Here is a 20,611-nt window from a genome sequence, read left to right on the forward strand (position 1 = left end):
GCACCGCACTCGACACGTGAGAGGTATCTCCCATGGGCATACGGGACCTACTGCGCAAAGTTTTCGGCCGCTCCCGAACCACGGGGGTGGACGATTCTTCTGCTGCGCCGGAGGCGGCGGTTGTCCCGGACCCCCAGCCGACGTCGGCGGAGCGTAAGTCGGCGGAGCCGACGGTGGACCAGGCGACCGAGCGGAAGGCCGAGTCGGACGCCAAGCCGGAGCCTGCGCCTGAGCCGGTGCCTGCGCCTGAGCCGAAGGCTGAGCCGACCGCGGCCCCTGCGGCCTCGGCCCCGGAATCCGCGGACTCCCCGGACTCCCCGGACACCCCGGACGACGAATCCGCGCACGACCCGGCCCTGTCCGCCCCGCTGAAGTCCCTCGACGAGATCCTGAAGTCCCCCGCGTCCGAGGACACGACAACCTCCGGAACCTCCGGCGGCGAGACCCCGGTTGAGGCAGCGGCAGCGACCGACGAGAAGGAAGCGCCCGCCACCGAGGCGAAGCCGAAGACGGACGAGCCCCAGCCCGCAGCCGAGCCGGAGGCCACGGCCGAGCCTGACGCTGACGCCCAGCCGTCGTCATCGGCCGATGACGACGCCACGGCCACCACCGACGCCGATGTCGAACCCGAGCTGACGCCCGAACCGGCGACCGAGGCGAAGGCGGAGCCCGCCACCGCGCCCGAGGCGGCCGCAGCCGCCGATGCCCCGGCGGCAGACGCGACGAGTGGCGAGGCCACCTCCGCGACCACGACCGACGCCAAGCCCGCCGAGGCCGTGGCAGCCCAGGCGAGTGCCGACGCCGAGCCCAGGTCCGCCGAGGCCGAGGCAGAGATCGGCGACGAGGCCGCCCCCACGGCCAAGACCGGCGACGACACCGCCAAGACCGTGGCGGCAGAGGCGAGTGCCCCCGAGACCGAGGCCGCGGCGCCGGTGACGGAGGCCGACACCACGCCCCAAGCCGAGGCTGATGAGGACCCCGCGCCGGAGCCCACCAAGGCGGAGACGGAAGCCGCCGCGACGACCGGGGCGGCAGCAGAGACCGCCGCGCCCGAGGATGAGGCAGCGGCAGAGGCTGCCGACGAGGCCACGCCCGCCGCCAAGAGTGACGACAAGCCCGCCAAGGCGGAGGCCAAGCCCGCAGCCGCGAGTGCCCCCGAGACCGAGGCCGCGGCGCCAGTGGCGGAGGCCGACACCACGCCCCAAGCCGAGGTTGCGGAGGACCCCGAGCCGGAGCCCGCCGAGGCGCCCGAGTCCACGGCCAAGGCCGAGCCCGAAACCGAGGCAGCAGCAGAAGCCGCCGAGCCCAAGGTTGAGGCAGCCGCACAGGCTGACGCCGACGCCGAGCCGAAGGCCGACGCCGGGGCGGAGGCAGAGGCGGAGGCGGAGGCAGAGGCTGGCGACGACGCCCCCGCAGCCGACGAGCCCGCCAAGGCAGACGCCGAGCCCGCAGCCGCGAGCGAGCCCGAGACCAAGCCCAAGGCCAAGGCCAAGACCGCGGCCGGGGCGGAGCCCGGGGCGGCCGCAGACAACGCCACCGCCGCCGAGGCCGACGCGCCCGCCACCGCGGCCAAGACCGCGGCCGCGGCCGAGAGCGAAGGGGCCGCCATTTCTCTCGCCGAGCTCACGTCGCGGGCGCCTGGTCTTGTCGGGGCGTACGGCGCGGCCGGGGAGGCCGTTCGGGAGAGTGGGCTGGGTGGTCAGCGGGCCGTCGTCTACCTCGTGCTGGACCGGTCCGGCTCGATGCGCGGCTACTTCAAGGACGGCACCGTGTCGCACCTCGCCGAGCAGGCGCTCGCCCTGTCCGCGCAGCTCGACACCAGCGGCACCGTGCCCGTCGTGTTCTTCTCCACCGACATCGACGGCACCGCCGACCTCGAGCTGGACCAGCACACCGGCCGGATCGAGGAGCTGCACGGCTCGCTCGGGCACATGGGGCGGACGAACTACCACACCGCCATCAACGCCGTCATCGAGCACTACAAGGCGTCCGGCGCCACCGACCCCGCGTTCGTGATCTTCCAGACGGACGGCGCGCCCACCACCAAGACCGCTGCCGAGAAGGCGCTGTGCGAGGCGGCGGGGCTGCCGCTGTTCTGGCAGTTCCTGGCGTTCGGGGACCCGGAGGCGAAGGGGTTCGACTTCCTGCGGAAGCTGGACACCTCGCCCGCCCTCGCCGTCCCCGAGAAGCGGGTGGTCGACAACACCGGCTTCTTCCACGCCGGGCTCGACCCCCGTACGGTCGCCGACGCCGAGCTGTACCGGGAGCTGCTGAAGAAGTTCCCGGGCTGGCTGGCCGCCCGCGCGCAGGGCTGACAGCAGGACTGACACAGCAGGACTGACACAGCAGGGCTGGCAGCAGGGCAGACAGCAGGGCTGACTAGGGACCCCGTCCGACCGGGCACACCACCGGGCGCCGCACCGGCGCCACCCCGGGGGCCATCCGCCGCGGAAAAACGCCGCGCGGGTGGCCCCCGTCGCTCGGATACGATATGGGCGGCTCAGCAGAACGAATTGTCACTTACCGTATCGACTCGGGAGCAGCCTGCAATGGCTCGACACCTCATCACCAGCGCCCTTCCCTACATCAACGGGATCAAGCACCTGGGCAACATGGTGGGGTCCATGCTCCCGGCCGACGTCTACTCCCGCTATATGCGCCAGCGCGGGCATGACGTCCTCTACATCTGCGCCACCGACGAGCACGGCACCCCCGCCGAGCTGGCCGCCAAGGAGGCCGGGCTGCCGGTCGACGAGTTCTGCGCCCAGCAGCACGACGCGCAGAAGGCGATCTACGACGGCTTCGGGCTCGCCTTCGACTACTTCGGCCGCAGCTCCTCCGCGCAGAACGTGCAGATCACCCAGACGATCGCGCGTGAGCTCAAGGCGAACGGCTTCATCGAGGAGCGCTCGATCCGCCAGGTGTACTCCAACGCCGACGGCCGCTTCCTCCCCGACCGCTACATCGAGGGCACCTGCCCGCACTGCGGCTACGACCGCGCCCGCGGCGACCAGTGCGAGAACTGCACCCGCGTGCTCGACCCGACCGATCTGATCGACGCCCGCTCGGCGATCAGCGGCAGCAGTGACCTGGAGGTCCGGGAGACCAAGCACCTCTTCCTCCTCCAGTCCAAGCTGGCGGACGAGGTCGCGGCCTGGGTCGACGAGCACGGCAAGGACTGGCCGACGCTCGCCTCCTCGATCGCCCGCAAGTGGCTGAACGAGGGGCTCCAGGACCGGGCGATCACCCGTGACCTGGACTGGGGCGTGCCGGTGCCGGCCGACACCTGGCCGGACCTGGCCGCCGAGGGCAAGGTCTTCTACGTCTGGTTCGACGCCCCGATCGAGTACATCGGCGCCACGAAGGAGTGGGCGGACCTGGACCCGGAGCACCGCGACTGGAAGTCGTGGTGGTACGACGTGGACCAGACGGTCCGCTACACCGAGTTCATGGCCAAGGACAACGTCCCGTTCCACACGGTGATGTTCCCGGCCACCCTCCTCGGCACCCGGGACGTCTGGAAGAAGGTCGACTACGTCAAGGCGTTCAACTGGCTGACGTACTACGGCGGGAAGTTCTCCACCTCCGCCAAGCGCGGGGTGTTCACCGACGCCGCGCTCGAGGTGCTGCCCGCCGACTACTGGCGCTACTTCCTGATGGCGAACGCCCCGGAGTCCGACGACGCATCCTTCACCTGGGAGCACTTCACCGCCACCGTCAACAAGGACCTGGCCGACACCCTCGGCAACTTCGTCAACCGCGTGCTGTCCTTCTCCCGCAAGCGGTTCGGCGACGAGGTCCCGGCCGGGAAGGCCGCCGGGGAGGCGGAGGAGCGCCTGGGCGAGGAGATCGCGCGGCTGCTGGCGGAGTACGAGGAGCACATGGACGCGCTCCAGTTCCGCAAGGCCGCGGCGGCGCTGCGTGCCCTGTGGAGCGCGGGCAACTCCTACTTGGAGGAGAAGGCCCCCTGGCTGGAGATCAAGACCGACCAGGAGGCCGCGGCCCTCACCCTCCGTACGGCGATGAACCTCATCCACCTCTACGCGATCGTCTCCGAGCCGTTCATCCCGGCCTCGGCGCGGGCCATGCGGTCGGCGTTCGCGCTGGGCGAGGACACCGCGGCCTGGGTCGGCCAGGAGGAGGCGAAGGCGCTGGCGTCGGTCCCGGCGGGCACGGCCTTCACGGTTCCTCCGGTGCTCTTCGCGAAGATCACCGAGGAGGACCTGGAGTCCTTCCGGCAGCGCTTCGGCGGCGAGGAGCAGAACGGGAACGGCGTGGCGTAGGGGTGTCCGGCGGTTGGTGACGCCTGCGGCGGGCTGTTCCCCTCCCCGCCCCTTCCCACAACTGGGGCTCCGCCCCAGACCCGGCGGCGGCTGAGCATCGATACACGGCTCCGCCGCATGACGGGGCTCCGGGGTCCAGGGGCGAAGCCCCTGGTAACGGTGCGGGGAGGCCTCCCGCACCGGCCGCGGGGGCCAAGCGGCGGGGGTCCCGCCCCAGAACCCGGGGTCCAGGGGCGGAGCCCTTGGTTACGGGAAGGGGCGGGGAGGGGAAAGATCCTCGGCGCAGCCGGGAACGGCGCCGCGCGGGCCCCTCATGCGCCCCCTCTCGTACGTGTTGATCGCGCGGCAACCGTTCGTTTAGCCCCCTCGAAGACCCTGTGGAGTCCATAGCCACCGGGAAATCGAGGAACACAGTGCCGGACGCGCGTGTCACGGTGACGGTCCACGGCCCCGACCCGCTCAGCCGGGCCGGGGTCGTGCGTCATCTGCAGCATCAGCCCAGCGTCGAGCTGGTCGACCGGCCATGCCCGCTCGGCGACGAACCCCGCGGCGCCGTCGCCGTCATGCTCGCCGAGCGCCTCGACGACCGCGCCGGGGCGGAGCTGCGCCGCCTGGTGCGGGGCGGCCGGCAGCGGGTGGTACTGATCGCAGGCGAGCTCCGGGAGACGGAGCTGATGGCGGTGATGGAGTACGGCGTCCGAGCCGTCTTATGGCAGCACCGGACCACGCCGAAGCGGCTGTTGCGCGCCGTGCACCGGGCCGCCCGCGCGGACCGGGGCACACCGTGCGGCGTGGACCGGAGGCTGTGACCCCAGGCTTCAGACGACCCCAGGCTTCAGACGGCCCCAGGGCGTCGGACGACCAAAAGGCTTCAGGGGCCTCAGGGCCTCAGACGACCCCAGTTGCGTCAGAGGTCCGTGCCGTCGTGGGTCGCGTCGGGATCGACCCCCAGCGTGAGGCTGCCGACGACGCCCTTCTCGATCTTCCCCTTGCGGTACTTCAGGTGCAGCAGCCCGCCCTGCGCGCCGTTGCCGGGGTAGATCCCGTCCTCGTCGAGGGTGGTGCGCTCCGTGGTGCTGGTGTTGTACGGGGCCACCTTCGCCGAGTCGAGCACCGCCTCCTCGGCGAAGAAGAGCTGACCGGTGTGGCAGGCGTGGCCGCCCTCGTAACCGGCGTCCGTGAGCTTGCCGCCGACGTGCACCTTGGTGTGGATGTGCACACAGCGGCCCCGGTACCAGCCGGGGAAGACCGTGGTGAACTCGACGAAGCCGTGCCGGTCGGTCAGCTGGGTGCCGCGCAGATACCGCTTGTCGTCGGTCGGCTCCTGGTGGCCGCCACCGGGCGGGGCACCGGTCGGCGCGCCCGTCGGGGCGCCCGTGGGCGGGGTCCCGGTGGGCGGGGCACCGCCGCCACCGCCGCTGGAGCTCTCGTAGCCCGAGTAGAGGCCCAGCGCGTCGCAGTGCCAGATGTCGACGGCGGCCTTCGCCACGGGTTCGCAGCTTTCGGAGTCGATCACTTTGAGGCGGAGGGTCATCGGAATGCCCTCCCGGTCCTCGGTGATGTCCTTTCTGATCTTGTCGGCGTCGATGTAGTACGGCCCCTCGGTGGTCTCCGAGGTGAGCCGGTAACAGACCTCGCCGGACGGGGAGGACGCGGAGGACGGGGAGGACGCGGAGGACGGGGAGGACGCGGAGGCCGAGGGCGTGGCCGAGGAGGCGGACGCGGAGGTCTCGCCCGCCGAGGCGGTGGTGGCGACGGCCGCTCCCAGGCCCGCCACCGCGACCGCCGCGCCGCCCGCCACCACGACCCGTCGCCTCGTCATGTCCCGCCGGGGCCGCGGCTCGAGGCCGTTGCTGCTCTGCTGTTCGGTCATGGGCCGGGACAGTAGGGAGGCAACCTGGCAGCCCCATGGGTGCCGGCTGTGAATGGCTGTGCGAAGAGCGGCATTCGGCCATCCCCCTCCGCGCGCACACGCAGGGCGGGGGCGCGCCGTTCGGCACGCCCCCGCCCCGTGGGTCTCGTCCGGCCCCCGCCTACTCGGCGGGCTTCTCGGCCTTCTCGCCCGTCTTCTCGGCCTCCCCGGCCTTATCGGCCTTCCCGGCCTGCTTGACCTGCGGCGGCTTGCGCAGCGACAGGTGCAGCTCGCGCAGCCGGGCCTCGTCCACCTCGCTCGGCGCGCCCATCAGCAGGTCCTGGGCGTTGCCGTTGAGCGGGAAGGCGATGGTCTCGCGGATGTTGGGCTCATCGGCCAGCAGCATCACGATGCGGTCCACGCCGGGGGCGATACCGCCGTGCGGCGGGGCGCCGAAGTGGAACGCGCGCAGCATGCCGCCGAACTCGCGCTCGACCTCTTCCCGGGAGTAGCCCGCGATCTCGAACGCCTTGTACATGACGTCCGGCTCATGGTTCCGGATGGCGCCGGAGGACAGCTCCACACCGTTGCAGACGATGTCGTACTGCCACGCCAGGATGTCCAGCGGGTCCTTCGTCTCCAGCGCCTCCAGGCCACCCTGCGGCATGGAGAAGGGGTTGTGGGAGAACTCGATCTGCCCGGTGTCCTCGTTCCGCTCGAACATCGGGAAGTCCACGATCCAGCAGAAGCGGAAGACGTTCTCCTCGAAGTGGCCGGCCCGCTTGGCTGCCTCGACCCGCACCGCGCCCATGATCTTGGAGACCTCGTCGAAGTCGCCCGCGCCGAAGAAGATCGACGTACCGGGCTTGCCCTCGACCTCGGCGATCAGCTTCTCGACGTCCTCGTCGGTGAGGAACTTCGCGATCGGGCCGGTCAGCTTGGAGTCCTCGCCGATCCGGACCCAGGCCAGCCCCTTGGCGCCCTGCTCAACGGCGAACTCACCGAGCTGGTCGAAGAACTTCCGGGGCTGCTCGGCGGTGTCCGGCACGGCCAGCGCGCGCACGTGCTTGTCCGCGAACGCCTTGAAGCCGGAGCCCTCGAAGATGTGGCTGACGTCCCGCAGCTCCAGCTGGGCCCGCAGATCCGGCTTGTCCGAGCCGTACTTCAGCATGGCCTCGCGGAACGGGATCCGCGGGAACGGCGAGGTCACGTGGCGGCCGCCGCCGAACTCCTCGAAGAGCTCGGTCATGACCTTCTCGATGACGCCGAAGACGTCCTCCTGCTCGACGAAGCTCATCTCGACGTCGAGCTGGTAGAACTCGCCCGGCGAGCGGTCGGCGCGGGCGTCCTCGTCGCGGAAGCAGGGCGCGATCTGGAAGTAGCGGTCGAAGCCCGCGATCATCAGCAGCTGCTTGAACTGCTGCGGGGCCTGCGGCAGCGCGTAGAACTTGCCCGCGTGCAGCCGGGAGGGGACCAGGAAGTCCCGGGCGCCCTCCGGCGAGGTGGCGGACAGGATCGGGGTCGCCAGCTCGTTGAACCCCTGCGCGGTCATCTTCTGCCGGATGGCGGAGATGACGGCGGAGCGCAGCATGATGTTGCGGTGCATGCGCTCGCGGCGGAGGTCCAGGAAGCGGTACTCCAGCCGCCGCTCCTCGCCGACCCCGTCCTCGGGGAAGACGGTGAAGGGCAGCGGGTCGGCGGCGCCGAGCACCTCGACGTCGGTGACCTCGACCTCGATCTCGCCGGTCGGCAGCTCGGGGTTGACGTTGTCCGCGCCGCGCTCGATGACCCGGCCGTCCACGCGGACGACGGTCTCCTTGCTGATGGAGCTCAGGGCCTCGTTGGCGGGGGTGTCGGGGCGCACCACCAGCTGGACCAGGCCATAGTGGTCGCGGAGATCGATGAAGAGGATGCCGCCCAGGTTCCGTCGATTGTGGAGCCAGCCGGAGAGCCGGACGTCGGTGCCGACGTCAGCGGCGCGGAGCTGACCACAGGTGTGGGACCGGTACCGATGCATCATTCATCCAAGTCGTGTCGATCGGGAGGCGTACGTACGCTCGGGAAGCTTCCGGCCAAGCCTACCGGCGCCGCGACCCTCACTGGTAAGCGGTTTGCAAATCCCCATAAGGTAGTGCAATGCGCACCGAGGACCTGCTGGCCGCCATAGCGACCGGCCTATGGCGCTGGGACAGTGTCTCGGGCGCCGTCACCTACGACGCGGAGGCCGCCCGGCTGGTGGGCCTCCCCGCCGAGGCCGTCACCCTCCCCGAGGCCGCCGCCCGCGCCTGCTTCCACCCCGCGGACTGGCTGGAGGTCAAGGCGATCGTCGAGCTCGCGGTGGCCGAGGGCACCCTGGCCGAGGCCCGGCTGCGCATCGTGGACGAGAAGGGCACCGTACTGCGGACCGTGCGCACCCGCTCCCGGCCGATAGCGCGGGGCGGCGACGACGGCTACTACCTGCTGGGCACCCTCCAGGAGGTCCCCGACCCGCTGCCGGGCACCTCGGCGGGCGGCCCGCCGATCACCGGCGACTGGCGGCGCAACCGCGAGGCGTTCCTGCTGGACGCGGGGCGGGCGCTGGCGGAGGCGATGTCCACCGCCGAGGTGCTGCGGGTGGCGGCGGGGCTGTCCATGCCGGGCTTCTCCCCGGACGGGCTCGCGGTCTTCGGCGTCGAGGGCGAGCGGATCTCGGTGATCGGCCACCACGGGCCCCGGGCGGGCCACGACCGCCCCCTCCACGACATCGCGCTGAGCACCGACCATCCGGCGGCGGAGGTGGTGCGCACCGGCCGGGCGGTCTATCTGCCCACACCGGAGGAGTACCGCGGCCGGTTTCCGGCCGCGTGGTCGCCGGGCCGCCCCCGTACCCGCCGGTCCTGGGCGTTTCTGCCGCTGATCGTCGCGGGCCGCACCATCGGCGCGTGGATGGCCGGATTCGCCCATCCGGTGTCGTTCTCGCCCGATGAGCGCTCGGTGCTGACCACGATCGCCCGGATGCTGGCCCAGGCGCTGTCCCGCACCGCGCTCCAGGAGACCGAGCGGGAGCTGGCGGACGGGCTCCAGCGCTCGATGCTGCCCGCCGGCAAGCCCGACATCCCGGGCCTGACGGTGGCCGCGCGCTATGTGCCGACCGGCGGCGGACTCCAGGTCGGCGGCGACTGGTACGACGTGATCGGGCTGCCGTCGGGGCGTACCGCGCTGGTGATCGGCGATGTGCAGGGCCACGATGTGCGCGCCGCGGGGATCATGGGGCAGCTGCGGATCGCGGTCCGGGCGTACGCCTCCGAGGGCCACCACCCCGACGCGGTGCTCTCCCGCGCCTCCCGCTTCCTGGCCGGTCTCACCGAGCCCGAGGGCCCGGACGGCCGCTACGACCCGAGGTTCGCCACCTGCCTCTACATGGAGGTGGACCCGGTGGCGGGCACCCTGGACATCGCCCGGGCGGGCCACCCCGACCCGGCGGTCCGGCTGGCCGACGGCACGATGATGCTCCGGCCCACGGCGGGCGGGCTGCCGCTGGGCATCGACCCGGACACCGACTATCCGACCACCCGGGTGGTGCTGGAGCCCGGCGATACGCTGCTGATGTGCACCGACGGGCTGATCGAGACCGGCGGGCACGATCTGGAGACCGGCTGGGACCGGATCCGGAAGGTCTTCGAGCGGCCCGTCCCCCAGGCCGCCGGCTCCGGCGGGCTCGACTCGGACCACCTCGACTCGGACGACCTCGAGGTCCTGGCCGACTCCCTGGTGCAGGCCGTGCACGGGCCGCCCTCCCACCACACCACCGGTCCGCTCGCGGACCGGCGCGAGGACGACATAGCGCTGCTGCTGATCCGCCGGGAGGCGGAGGTGTGCCTGGTCGGGCCCGGTTCGGCGCCGGTGCGGCGTACGGCGGTCACGGTCGCCCAGGCCGAGCCGGAGCGGATAGCGGGCGCCCGGCAGCAACTGCGTGACCTGCTGCACGACTGGGCGGACCCGGACCAGGTGGAGTCGGCGGTGCTGATGCTCTCCGAGATGGTCACCAACGTGCTGGTGCACACCGACGGGGACGCCCTGCTGGTGGCCGAGGTCAGCGGGCGGCCCGGGGCGCGGCGGCTGCGGCTGGACGTCGCCGACGGCAGCGACGAGCTGCCGCACCGCCGCCGCCCGGGCGAGCTGGCCTCCTCCGGGCGCGGCCTGCTGCTGATGGAGATGCTGTCCGACAACTGGGGCGTGGATCCGCGCGGCGACGGCAAATGCATCTGGTACGAGCTGTACGAGGCCGCGCCGGAGGACGGGGCCCTCTCCTCGCCTGACGGGGTCTAGGGGCGTCCGACGGATCTTTCCCCTCCCCGCCCCTTCCCGATACCAGGGGCTTCGCCCCTGGACCCCGGGGTCTGGGGCGGAGCTCCAGTTTCGGGAAGGGGCGGGGAGGGGAGCAGCCCGCCGCAGGCGTACGCGTACCGCCGGACACCTCGTAGCCCTCGGCCGGGGTGATGCCGGGGCGGCCGGGCCGTTCAGCGGAAGAGCCGGGAACCGAGCGGGCGTTGTGCGTCGAAACCGGGAAGGATCAGGAAGGTCGCACTGGCGGTCGTGGTCGTGAATTCCAGCAGGGCGTCGGAATTGTCCATGCGGGTGAGGGTGTTGGTGAAGGTCCGTATGTCGTTCTGGAAGCTCATGAAGAGCAGGCCGGGGGCGGGTGCGTCGATGCTGTAGGAGCGGCGGAGCATGAGGCCGACGCCGACCGCGGCGGAGTGCGCCCTGCGGGCGTGGGCGTCCGCCGGGACGAGGTAGCGCCCGTCCGGGGTTTTGGCGCCGAGGTCCGGGCCCGAGGCGATGGTGCCACCGGAGAGGGGCACGCCGGTGTCCCGGCGCCGGCCGAAGACCGCTTCCTGTTCGGCGACGGACAGCTTGGCGAACCGCGGCAGGTCGAGTTCCATGCGTCGCAGGACGGCGATGGTGCCGTGGGCGACCGGACCCGGTCCGGCCAGCCACAGATGGCGTTGTTGTTCGGCCCTCGTGTGGGGGCCCACGATGCCGTCGACGAAACCGAAGAGGTTCCGTGGCGCGGCGAGACCCCGAGCCACCGGCACGTTCGGACCGCGGCCCGCGGACTGCCGCCAGCGTTCGTGTATCCGGTCACCGGCCTGCTCCAGAAGCGCGGCAGCCACGACCGGTAACACCAAGGCGTCGCCGGCGCAGATCTGTATCAGCAGGTCACCGCCGCGCGCCCGGGGGGCGATCTGTTCGCGGGAGAACCGTGGCAGGTCCTTCGCGCCGGGCAGGGCGGGATCGACCTCGCGCACCAGCCGGGGGCCCACCCCGATCGTCACGGTCAGATCGCCCGGCTCCAGGCCCATCAGCCGTGCGTCGGTGCCCGCGGTGAGGGTGCGGATGGCCTCGCCGAGTTCGGCCAGCAAGGGACGGACGGACCCGGCATCGACGATGTCGGCCACCACGACGAGGAGGTTCCGCTGGGCCGGTCGCGGAAGCGTGATGCCCGCCTGGTACCGGCCCGTTGGTGACACCGGCGGGGTCGGCGCGGGGCCGTCGGACCGGTCCGGCGGGGCGGAACGCGCTTGGCATCCGGTGGAGAGGCCGACGGCGGTCACGGTGCCGGTGGCACCGAGAAACGCGCGGCGTGACGGGCGGGAGTCGGCTTGGCGCACAGCGTGAACTGTGCCATATCCGGGCCATATCCGTATCAGCGCCTGCGACTCCGTCGGCGTCCGTGCCAGGATGAGCCCATGCCTCGTCTCCGTCTTCGCGTGCTGGCCACGGTGCTCGGCACACTGGCACCCGTACTGGTCGGCTGCGGCGGGGGCGATGACGGGCCGGACGACGGCCGACGCCCGTCCGGTGAGCATGTGACGATCAAGGTGCCGGCCGACGCCCCGACGATCTCGGCCGCTGTGTCCCTGGCCCGGCCCGGCGATCTCGTGCTGGTCGCGCCGGGCACGTACCACGAGTCGGTGAAGATCTCCAAGGCTCGCGTCACGCTTCGCGGCGAGTCCCGGGACAAGGTCGTCATCGACGGGCGGTTACGGCAGCCGAACGGCGTCGTCGTCACCGCTCCCGGCGTGGCCGTGGAGAACCTGACCGTGCGGAACAACACCCAGAACGGGGTCCTGGTCACCGGTTCGGCGAAGGCGGCCGCCGGAATGCCGGGGCAGTCCGGCGGCTACGACACCGGCGACGAACCCGTCACCTTCCTGAAGTCATTCCTGGTCTCCCACGTGACCGCGACCCGCAACGGGCTGTACGGCATCTACGCGTTCTCCGCGCAAAACGGCGTCATCGAGCACTCGTACACGTCAGGCTCGGCCGACTCGGGGATCTACGTCGGACAGTGCAAGCCCTGTCGCGTCGTGGTGCGGGACAACATCGCCGAGCTCAACGCGGTCGGTTACGAAGGCACCAACGCCAGCGGCGACATGTACGTGGTCGGCAACCGCCTGGTCGGCAACCGGGTCGGACTCACCACCAACTCCGACCACCAGGAGAAGCTGCTCCCGCAGAAGGACGCCGTCATCGCGGGCAATCTGATCGCGGCCAACCAGCAGGCGGCCACCCCCGAACAGGCCGACGGCGGGTGGGGCATCGGCATCGGCGTCGACGGCGGCACCGACAACCAGTTCATGCGCAACCGGATCGCCGGCAACAGCTACGCCGGGCTGGTGATCACCGCGACCGCCGACATCACGCCGGACGGCAACCGGATCCTGGACAACACCTTCGCCGCCAACAAGGTTGACGTCGGCTGGACGTTCCCCACCGCCACGAAGGGACGGGGCAACTGCCTGCGCGGCAACGATCTGCGAACGACGGTGCCCGCCCGGCTCGCGACCACCGCGTCCTGCCCCCGTCCCGCCCGGTCGCCCTCGCCGTCCGGCACGTGGGCGAAGCCGACGGCACCTGGCGGTATCCCGTTCACGGAGGTGGCGGCGCCCAAGCCACAGCCGCGGTTCCCGAACGCCACGACCGCGGGCGCCACCGCCGTTCCGGCCGTTCCGGCGCTGCCGGACACGGCGGACTTCCGGCTGCCGCCGGAGTCACTGCTCGCCGCGGGCGCGCGGGTGCGGACGTCCTGAGCGGCGGCTACCGCGTCGGGGTGGCTCCGGGCACCGGCCGGACCGGAACGTAACTGTGGGTGTCGAAATCGATGGCCACCGGCTCCGACGCGGACGCCACGCCGACGCGAACCCGGTACATGGTGCCGTCCGAGCCGATCCAGTAGCGCACGGCACCCGCACCCGCCGGAGCTCCCGCCGGAGCGGACGAGGCCCGGGCGGCGCTCGGCCCGGTCATGATGTCCACCTGGTGGTCGTCCACCCGGTCCCGCCCCACCCAGGCGGCACCGTTCTGCGGCAGCAGTTCGGCGTTGTCCGGCCGGTCGCTGCCGAGCTTCAGCGCGATGGCCAGCGAACTGTCCAGCGAACTGCCGTACCTTTGCAGCGGACGGCGGTACCAGCCCGACTCCGGCGGCCGTGCCGGTGCCTTGGCCGGGGCGTTCGCCATCGGGTGGACGAACACGGTGGTGGCCGTCCACTGGATCAGCCCATCGCTGGACGTATCGCGCCCGGTGCCGCGCACCACGCCGTAACCGACCTTGCGGCGGTAGTCGATGGATCCGGTGACGGTCAGCCCGCCTGCGGTGCCCGGCACGTCGATCGTCACGGCGCGCCCGCCCGCCTGGTAGTTGAGGAACCGCGTGACCGCCAGACGGCTCGCCTGATCCGAGGTCAAGGTCTTCGGACCGGTAGGGTCGGAGTCGCTGTCGACGACCAGGAACGTGGCCACCGCGACGACCACACCGCCGATCACGGCCACCACCCAGCGTTTCCGCGGCCATCTGCTCCGGCCGGCCGCGCGCCGCGAGAGAACGGGTCTGATTTTCAGACTCCGTACACGGCGCATTGCTAACACGTTCCGCTTATTCATTCCCTACTCTCCCCCCGATCTTGGCGTCCACCCGCTACAGTATCGCTGCTGATGGGACGGTTCAGGATGACAATTCAGACTCTTGTGCTGTTTCCGCGTGGGAAGGCGAGGACGAGTGCGACTGGCCTGGGAAAGGCACTCCCGAGTCCCTGAATTCGCTCCATCCGCCAGGACGGCCAAGAACGACCAGGCCCACCGAAACAGCGGTGGGCCCTTTTCATGACCGAGGTGTCACCCGGGGCCGAGAAGCGGATGCGCGACCGGAAGCGGGTGTTCGGTTCACATCACGAGGGGAGAGTGATGGCTGTGCGAAGAGTATGTAAAGGGTTACGCCGGACAGCCGGAAAGCGTACGGGTCCACTGGCACGAGCGGGCCTCTGCTCTTTCGTACTGTTGGGCAGCGCCATGGGCGCGACGGCCGGGACGGCCACCGCATCGACCGGCGACGGCACCCTGACGGTTCAGGTGCTGCGGGACTTCTTCGGCACCGGCGTGATCAACACGACCATGGACGTGCCGCAGCGGGGCATGAAGGTTCGGGTAACCGACCCTGACGGCCATCGGGTCACCGGCACCACGGATGCCACCGGAAAGGTGGTGGTCTCGAAATCGACCGAACTGACCGGCGGCCAGTACCGCGTCGACGTCACCATCCCGGCGCCGTACAACAAGTACCTTCAGGCGGCACCGGCCTCGACGGCGGAAAACCACTTCGACAGCTTCACGACGTTCGTGAACGTGTCGGACGGCAAGGACGACTCGGTGATTACCGGGGTCTGGAACCCGGCCGACTACGCGCTGCCGGACACGCGGTATTTCGTACCGGTCCAGAATGGTGCCGGCGGGCAAGACACCCGGGCACTGGTGGCGTTCGGGACGGACAAACGCGGTACGTGTCCTGGCGACACGGCGTGCCCGACCGTGCTCAACACACAGGCCCAGGTGGGCACCACGTTCGCACTGGCCTACGACAAGGACCGGCAGCGGATCTTCCAGGGCGCGTTCGCCCGGCGGTACACCTCGTACGGGCCGGAGGGCGGTGACGCGATCTACACCACGCCGACCGACGGCGGGAGCGCGCCGACCCTGTTCGCGAAGGTGCCGGGCGCCACGGTGACGCCGCACGACACCAACAACCTGATCAAGGACGCCGGGTTCACCAACGCGCCGGGCAAGGAGAGCATCGGCGGCCTGGCCCTGTCCGAGGACGGCTCGACGCTGTACGCGGTGAACCTGCGGACCCGGCGCCTGGTCAGCTTCGACGCGACCGGGGCCACGGCATCCGCGCCCGAGGCGACGGTGCGCATCCCGGACCCGGGCTGCGCGAGCCCCGGCGACTGGCGGCCGTTCGGACTCCAGGCCCACGACAACAAGCTCTACGTCGGTGGCGTGTGCAGCGCGGAGAGCACACAGAAGCGCGAGGACCTGAAGGCCGTCGTCTACACCTACGACGGTGAGCGGTTCACCGAGGTGCTGAGCCACCAGCTCACGGACAAGCGCGGCAGCGTCTTCGGTTCCGGCGACAAGGCCACCCACTGGAACCCGTGGAACACCAGCCTGGACACGTGGGAGGACCGGAAGGCGGGCAACGTCTTCATCGATCCGCAGCCGGAGCTGGCCTCCCTCGCCTTCGCCCGCGACGGCTCGATGATCCTGGGTTTCCGCGACCGGTTCATGGACGTGCTCAGTTGGGGAGGGCTGGACCCCCGCCAGGGGAACGACACGGCGGAAAACGGCATGTCCGGTGGTGACATCACCATGGTCTGCGCCACTCCCACCGGTGAATACCAGTGGGAAGGCACCGGGAGCTGCCCCAACCACGCCACCCCCGCCAACAGTGGCGGCCAGCCCGCCGATGTCGTCGAATACTTCCCGGGCGACACCTACGCCAACGCGCACCAGGAGACCGCGCTGGGGTCGGTGGCCTATATCCCGCAGCAGCAGTGGGTCGTCAGCACGGAGTTCGACCCGGTCGCCGACGTCGCGACCTCAGGGACCGGGTACCACAACATCACCACCGGCGAGGGCCCGGGCAACAACCCGACCGCCAACGGGTTCCAGTTCGTCAGCCGGGAACAAGGCGGGTTCGGTAAGGCCGGTGGGCTCGGCGATATCGCCTACGAGGCGGCGAACGCGCCGATCCAGATCGGCAACCGGGTGTGGTTCGACGGCGACCACAATGGGATCCAGGATCCCGAGGGTCGCAACGAAGTGCCGCTGCCGGACGCGACGATCAACCTGTTGGACGCCGACGGCAAGCAGGTCGCCACGACCAAGACCGATGCCGCGGGCGAGTACTACTTCGGTGGAGTCGGCGCCGCATACGAGCTCAAGCCGGGTGCGAAGTACACGGTGCAGTTCGATGTGTGCACCGCGGACACCAGCGAGGTGCCGACCGAGCCGGCGGCCACCAGGCTGCGGTTCACGCTCCCGCGGGCCGGTGACAACCGGGCGCATGACTCGAATGTGACCCCGCCGAGGACCGGGCGGCTGTGTAACGGACAGGCACCTGTCACGGCGCCGGACAAGCCGGGAGAAGTTGATCACACGATCGACGCCGGTGTGTACATCCCCAAGAAGACACCGCCGAACCCCAAGCCGACGCCGACTCCGTCGTCGTCCGAGCCGCCCAACAATCCGGGCCCCCAGAGTGGCGGAGGCTCAGGCACTGGCGGAGGCTCCGGGACAGGCGGAGGCTCGGGGACCAGCGGAGGCTCGGGGACCGGTGGAGGCTCGGGGACCGGTGGAGGCGGCGGTTCGCTGGCCAACACGGGTACGTCCGGCCTGCTGAAGATCGCCTCCCTCAGTGCCCTGCTGGCCGGTGCGGGCGCGGCAGCCGCGTTCGTGACCCGGAAGCGTCGGGCCAGGCAACTCTGAGACACCGCTGAAAGACGGGTGATCCGCCCGTAAGCGCTGACGAGCCCCGTCCATGTCCGGACGGGGCTCGTTCGCGTTTCGTTCGTCCCGGCGAGCCTTACATCCCGCCCTCGGACATCCCGTGCACCGCGGGGATCGTGCCGAGCCGGCCGTTCTGGAAGTCCTCGAAGGCCTGCTGGAGCTCCGCGCGGGTGTTCATCACGAACGGCCCGTAATGCGCCATCGGCTCTCGGATCGGCCGGCCGCCGAGGAGGACGACCTCCAGGTCCGGCGTGTGGGAGTCCTGCTTCTCGTCCGCGCGCACGGTCAGCGAGGACCCGGCTCCGAAGACGGCGGTCTGGCCCAGGTGGATCGGGCGCCGCTCGGCGCCGACCGCACCGCGGCCCGCGAGCACATACGCGAGGCCGTTGAAGTCCTCGCGCCACGGCAGGGTGATCTCCGCGCCCGGGGCGAGCGTGGCGTGCACCATCGTGATCGGGGTGTGCGTGATCCCGGGACCGGCGTGACCGTCCAGCTCACCTGCGATGACCCGCAGCAGCGCGCCGCCGTCCGGGGAGGTCAGCAGCTGGACCTGGCCACCGCGTATGTCCTGGTAGCGCGGGGGCATCATCTTGTCCTTCTTCGGCAGGTTCACCCACAGCTGGAGGCCGTGGAAGAGGCCGCCCGAGATGACCAGGGACTCCGGCGGGGCCTCTATGTGGAGGAGGCCGGAGCCGGCCGTCATCCACTGGGTGTCACCGTTGGTGATCGTGCCGCCACCGCCCTGCGAGTCCTGGTGGTCGAAGACGCCGTCGATGATGTAGGTGACGGTCTCGAAGCCGCGGTGGGGATGCCAGGGGGTGCCCTTGGGCTCGCCCGGCGCGTACTCCACCTCGCCCATCTGGTCCATCATGATGAACGGGTCGAGGTGCTTGTAGTCGATACCGGCGAAGGCCCGGCGCACCGGGAAGCCCTCGCCCTCGAGACCGCCGGGAGCGGTCGTGACGGCGAGCACGGGGCGCTGTCGTGCCTCGGCGGGTGCCGCGACGCGCGGCAGGGTCAGCGGGTTCTCTACGGTCACTGCGGGCATGACGGCCTCCTCGGTCGTTCACCATTCAACTTAATTGAACGGTGAACGACTCGCAAGAGGGCCTTTATTTCCACCCGAGCGCCCGTTGAGGCAACCGGCGATATCCGGACGTATGCCGATCTAGCCGTACATACGACGCATGGCGAAGTCGACCATCTGCTCCACCGCCTTCGCGTCGAAGACGATCCGGTGCTCGCCCTCCATGTCGAGGACGAAGCCATAGCCGGTGGGCAGCAGGTCGATCACCTCGGCGCCGGTGATCACGAAGTACTTGGACTCCTTGCCCGCGTACCTCCGCAACTCCTTGAGCGAGGTGAACATGGGGATCACCGGCTGCTGGGTGTTGTGCAGCGCCAGGAAGCCGGGATTGTCACCGCGCGGGCAGTAGACCTTCGAGCCGGCGAAGATCTGCTGGAAGTCCTCGGCCGACATCGATCCGGTGGTGAAGGCCCGCACCGCGTCGGCGAGCGACGGCGGCGAGGGCTCCGGGTAGAGCGGCTGCTGGCCGTACCCCGCACCCGCCGCGTGATGTGACGCATGCGGCTGCTGTTGCGGCGGAGGTGGCGGGGCGGCGTAGCCCTGCCCTGCGCTCGCGTTCTGGTCGTAGCCGTACATGCCCAGAAGCGTACTGAGTCACAGTTACCCGGTTGAGGGTTGCCCTTTATTACCCACGGGTAGCATCATGGCGACAGCTGATCCGATACGCGTCAACGCAGAGGTCCTGGCCTCCCGATCCTTACGGAGCCGTCGCCATGGGGCACTACAAGTCGAATCTCCGCGACATCGAGTTCAACCTCTTCGAGGTGCTCGGGCGCGACACGGTGTACGGCACCGGCCCGTTCACGGAGATGGACGTCGACACCGCCAAGAGCGTGCTCGCCGAGATATCCCGGCTCTCCGAGCAAGAGCTGGCCGAAAGCTACGCCGACTCCGACCGGAACCCGCCCGTCTACGACCCCAAGACCCACACGGCGCCGCTCCCCGAGTCGTTCAAGAAGAGCTACCGGGCCTACATGGAGGCCGAGTGGTGGCGGCTGGGCGTCCCGGAGTCGCTCGGCGGCACCGTCTGCCCCCGCTCGCTGCTGTGGGGCTCGGCCGAGACCATCCTGGGCTCGAACGCCCCGATCTGGATGTACGCCTCGGGCCCGTCCTTCGCGGGGGTGCTCCATGACGAGGGCACCGAGGAGCAGCTGAAGATCGCCCGGCTGATGGTGGACAAGCAGTGGGGCTCCACCATGGTGCTGACCGAGCCGGACGCCGGCTCCGACGTCGGCGCGGGCCGCACCAAGGCCACCCAGCAGGAGGACGGCAGCTGGCACATCGAGGGTGTGAAGCGGTTCATCACCTCCGGTGAACACGACCTCTCGGACAACATCATCCACTTCGTGCTGGCCCGCCCCGAGGGCGCGGGGCCCGGCACCAAGGGCCTGTCGCTGTTCATCGTCCCCAAGTACGACTTCGACTGGGAGACCGGCGAGCTGGGGGCGCGCAACGGCGTGTACGCCACCAACGTCGAGCACAAGATGGGTCTGCGGGTCTCCAACACCTGCGAGATGACCTTCGGCGCCGACCACCCGGCCAAGGGCTGGCTGCTGGGCGAGAAGCACGACGGCATCCGCCAGATGTTCAAGATCATCGAGTTCGCCCGGATGATGGTCGGCACCAAGGCCATGGCCACCCTCTCCACCGGCTACCTCAACGCGCTGGAGTACGCCAAGGAGCGGGTGCAGGGCCCGGACCTGGCGGCCTTCACCGACAAGACCGCGCCGCGGGTGACCATCACCCACCACCCGGATGTGCGCCGCTCACTGATGACGCAGAAGGCGTACGCGGAGGGTCTGCGCGCGCTGGTGCTCTACACCGCCTCGGTCCAGGACGAGATCCTGATCAAGGAGGCCGCGGGCGAGGACGCCTCGGCCGTCAACCGCCTCAACGACCTGCTGCTGCCCATCGTCAAGGGCTACGGCTCGGAGAAGGCGTACGAGCAGCTGGCGCAGTCCCTGCAGACCATCGGCGGCTCCGGCTACCTCCAGGAGTACCCGCTGGAGCAGTACATCCGGGACGCCAAGATCGACACCCTGTACGAGGGCACCACCGCCATCCAGGGCCAGGACTACTTCTTCCGCAAGATCGTCCGGGACCAGGGGCAGGCGCTGACCGCCGTCTCGGAGGAGATCAAGAAGTTCCTGGCCGAGGCCGCCGGGGGCGAGGACCTGGAGGCCGCCCGCGACCAGCTGGCCCAGGCCGCGGTGGACCTGGAGGCGATCGTCGGCGCGATGCTCACCGACCTGGCCGCCACCGAGCAGGACGTCAGCTCGATCTACAAGGTCGGTCTCAACTCGACCCGGCTGCTGCTGGCCTCCGGTGACGTGATCATCGGCTATCTGCTGCTCAAGGGCGCGGCCGTGGCCGCCGAGAAGCTGAGCACCGCCTCGACCAAGGACCGCTCCTTCTACGAGGGCAAGATCGCCGTCGCGAAGTTCTTCGCCCACGAGGTGCTGCCGGGCGTCTCGGTGCAGCGTTCGCTGGCCGAGTCGGTCGACAAGGGGCTGATGGACCTGGACGAGGCCGCGTTCTGAGCCGCGTTCCAAGAGGTACCCACGGATC

General features: G+C 70.4%; 13 protein-coding genes. 7 read left to right on the plus strand and 6 right to left on the minus strand.

Annotated features, from left to right (window positions below; genetic code table 11):
- Positions 1-32: 32 nt before the first annotated feature.
- The 3 genes from IEJ02_RS24605 (at position 33) to IEJ02_RS24615 (ending at position 5,092) form a co-directional block, all read left to right on the plus strand.
- Positions 33-2,315, plus strand: a complete 2,283-nt coding sequence (locus tag IEJ02_RS24605; protein WP_191066845.1) for a VWA domain-containing protein — start codon at positions 33-35, stop codon at positions 2,313-2,315.
- Positions 2,316-2,549: 234 nt separating this feature from the next.
- On the plus strand, positions 2,550-4,283 hold the full coding sequence (gene metG, locus IEJ02_RS24610; RefSeq protein WP_191066846.1) for a methionine--tRNA ligase: 1,734 nt from the start codon (positions 2,550-2,552) through the stop codon (positions 4,281-4,283).
- A 413-nt stretch (positions 4,284-4,696) separates the two neighbouring features.
- Positions 4,697-5,092: a DNA-binding response regulator gene (locus tag IEJ02_RS24615; protein ID WP_191066847.1), complete on the plus strand. Its 396-nt coding sequence runs from the start codon at positions 4,697-4,699 to the stop codon at positions 5,090-5,092.
- Positions 5,093-5,190: 98 nt separating this feature from the next.
- Here the strand turns inward: IEJ02_RS24615 and IEJ02_RS24620 are convergent, their stop codons facing one another.
- Together IEJ02_RS24620 and aspS are read right to left on the minus strand one after the other, a co-directional pair.
- Positions 5,191-6,156, minus strand: coding sequence for an intradiol ring-cleavage dioxygenase (locus IEJ02_RS24620; protein ID WP_191066848.1), 966 nt, complete (start codon positions 6,154-6,156; stop codon positions 5,191-5,193).
- Between the two features lie 160 nt (positions 6,157-6,316).
- Complete coding sequence (gene aspS, locus IEJ02_RS24625) at positions 6,317-8,152, minus strand: aspartate--tRNA ligase (protein ID WP_191066849.1); 1,836 nt, start codon at positions 8,150-8,152, stop codon at positions 6,317-6,319.
- A 119-nt stretch (positions 8,153-8,271) separates the two neighbouring features.
- Between aspS and IEJ02_RS24630 the strand changes: the two genes are divergently transcribed.
- Positions 8,272-10,443, plus strand: coding sequence for an ATP-binding SpoIIE family protein phosphatase (locus tag IEJ02_RS24630; protein WP_191066850.1), 2,172 nt, complete (start codon positions 8,272-8,274; stop codon positions 10,441-10,443).
- A gap of 191 nt (positions 10,444-10,634) precedes the next feature.
- On the opposite strand, the gene IEJ02_RS24635 is transcribed toward IEJ02_RS24630, so the two are convergent.
- Positions 10,635-11,786, minus strand: a complete 1,152-nt coding sequence (locus IEJ02_RS24635) for a Dyp-type peroxidase (RefSeq protein ID WP_191066851.1) — start codon at positions 11,784-11,786, stop codon at positions 10,635-10,637.
- 78 nt (positions 11,787-11,864) lie between these two features.
- Between IEJ02_RS24635 and IEJ02_RS24640 the strand changes: the two genes are divergently transcribed.
- Complete coding sequence (locus IEJ02_RS24640) at positions 11,865-13,208, plus strand: right-handed parallel beta-helix repeat-containing protein (protein WP_191066852.1); 1,344 nt, start codon at positions 11,865-11,867, stop codon at positions 13,206-13,208.
- A gap of 7 nt (positions 13,209-13,215) precedes the next feature.
- Here IEJ02_RS24640 and IEJ02_RS24645 read toward each other — a convergent pair whose 3' ends face one another.
- Positions 13,216-13,917 carry a hypothetical protein gene (locus IEJ02_RS24645; RefSeq protein ID WP_191066876.1) on the minus strand — a complete coding sequence of 234 codons (702 nt, stop codon included), beginning with the start codon at positions 13,915-13,917 and terminating at the stop codon, positions 13,216-13,218.
- A 546-nt stretch (positions 13,918-14,463) separates the two neighbouring features.
- On the opposite strand from IEJ02_RS24645, the gene IEJ02_RS24650 reads away from it, so the two are divergent.
- Positions 14,464-16,935: an SdrD B-like domain-containing protein gene (locus IEJ02_RS24650; protein ID WP_191066877.1), complete on the plus strand. Its 2,472-nt coding sequence runs from the start codon at positions 14,464-14,466 to the stop codon at positions 16,933-16,935.
- 97 nt (positions 16,936-17,032) lie between these two features.
- On the opposite strand, the gene IEJ02_RS24655 is transcribed toward IEJ02_RS24650, so the two are convergent.
- Together IEJ02_RS24655 and IEJ02_RS24660 are read right to left on the minus strand one after the other, a co-directional pair.
- On the minus strand, positions 17,033-18,004 hold the full coding sequence (locus IEJ02_RS24655) for a pirin family protein (protein WP_191066853.1): 972 nt from the start codon (positions 18,002-18,004) through the stop codon (positions 17,033-17,035).
- 120 nt (positions 18,005-18,124) lie between these two features.
- The gene (locus IEJ02_RS24660) at positions 18,125-18,619 is read right to left on the minus strand and encodes an SseB family protein (RefSeq protein WP_020869891.1); all 495 of its coding nucleotides are present in this window, start codon (positions 18,617-18,619) and stop codon (positions 18,125-18,127) included.
- Positions 18,620-18,756: 137 nt separating this feature from the next.
- Between IEJ02_RS24660 and IEJ02_RS24665 the strand changes: the two genes are divergently transcribed.
- A complete protein-coding gene (locus tag IEJ02_RS24665) occupies positions 18,757-20,583 on the plus strand; it encodes an acyl-CoA dehydrogenase (RefSeq protein ID WP_191066854.1) in 1,827 nt (608 codons plus the stop codon).
- The last annotated feature ends 28 nt before the right edge of the window (positions 20,584-20,611 follow it).

Source organism: Streptomyces sp. 5-10 (assembly GCF_014712245.1).
Lineage (GTDB): Bacteria > Actinomycetota > Actinomycetes > Streptomycetales > Streptomycetaceae > Streptomyces > Streptomyces violaceusniger.

Excerpts from the sequence above, each read along its gene's own strand:
- IEJ02_RS24660 (WP_020869891.1), bottom strand. The coding sequence starts at position 18,619 with ATGTACGGCTACGACCAGAACGCGAGCGCAGGGCAGGGCTACGCCGCC.
- IEJ02_RS24620 (WP_191066848.1), bottom strand. The coding sequence starts at position 6,156 with ATGACCGAACAGCAGAGCAGCAACGGCCTCGAGCCGCGGCCCCGGCGG.
- IEJ02_RS24655 (WP_191066853.1), bottom strand. The coding sequence starts at position 18,004 with ATGCCCGCAGTGACCGTAGAGAACCCGCTGACCCTGCCGCGCGTCGCG.
- IEJ02_RS24605 (WP_191066845.1), top strand. The coding sequence starts at position 33 with ATGGGCATACGGGACCTACTGCGCAAAGTTTTCGGCCGCTCCCGAACC.
- aspS (WP_191066849.1), bottom strand. The coding sequence starts at position 8,152 with ATGCATCGGTACCGGTCCCACACCTGTGGTCAGCTCCGCGCCGCTGAC.
- IEJ02_RS24630 (WP_191066850.1), top strand. The coding sequence starts at position 8,272 with ATGCGCACCGAGGACCTGCTGGCCGCCATAGCGACCGGCCTATGGCGC.
- metG (WP_191066846.1), top strand. The coding sequence starts at position 2,550 with ATGGCTCGACACCTCATCACCAGCGCCCTTCCCTACATCAACGGGATC.
- IEJ02_RS24665 (WP_191066854.1), top strand. The coding sequence starts at position 18,757 with ATGGGGCACTACAAGTCGAATCTCCGCGACATCGAGTTCAACCTCTTC.
- IEJ02_RS24650 (WP_191066877.1), top strand. The coding sequence starts at position 14,464 with ATGGGCGCGACGGCCGGGACGGCCACCGCATCGACCGGCGACGGCACC.
- IEJ02_RS24640 (WP_191066852.1), top strand. The coding sequence starts at position 11,865 with ATGCCTCGTCTCCGTCTTCGCGTGCTGGCCACGGTGCTCGGCACACTG.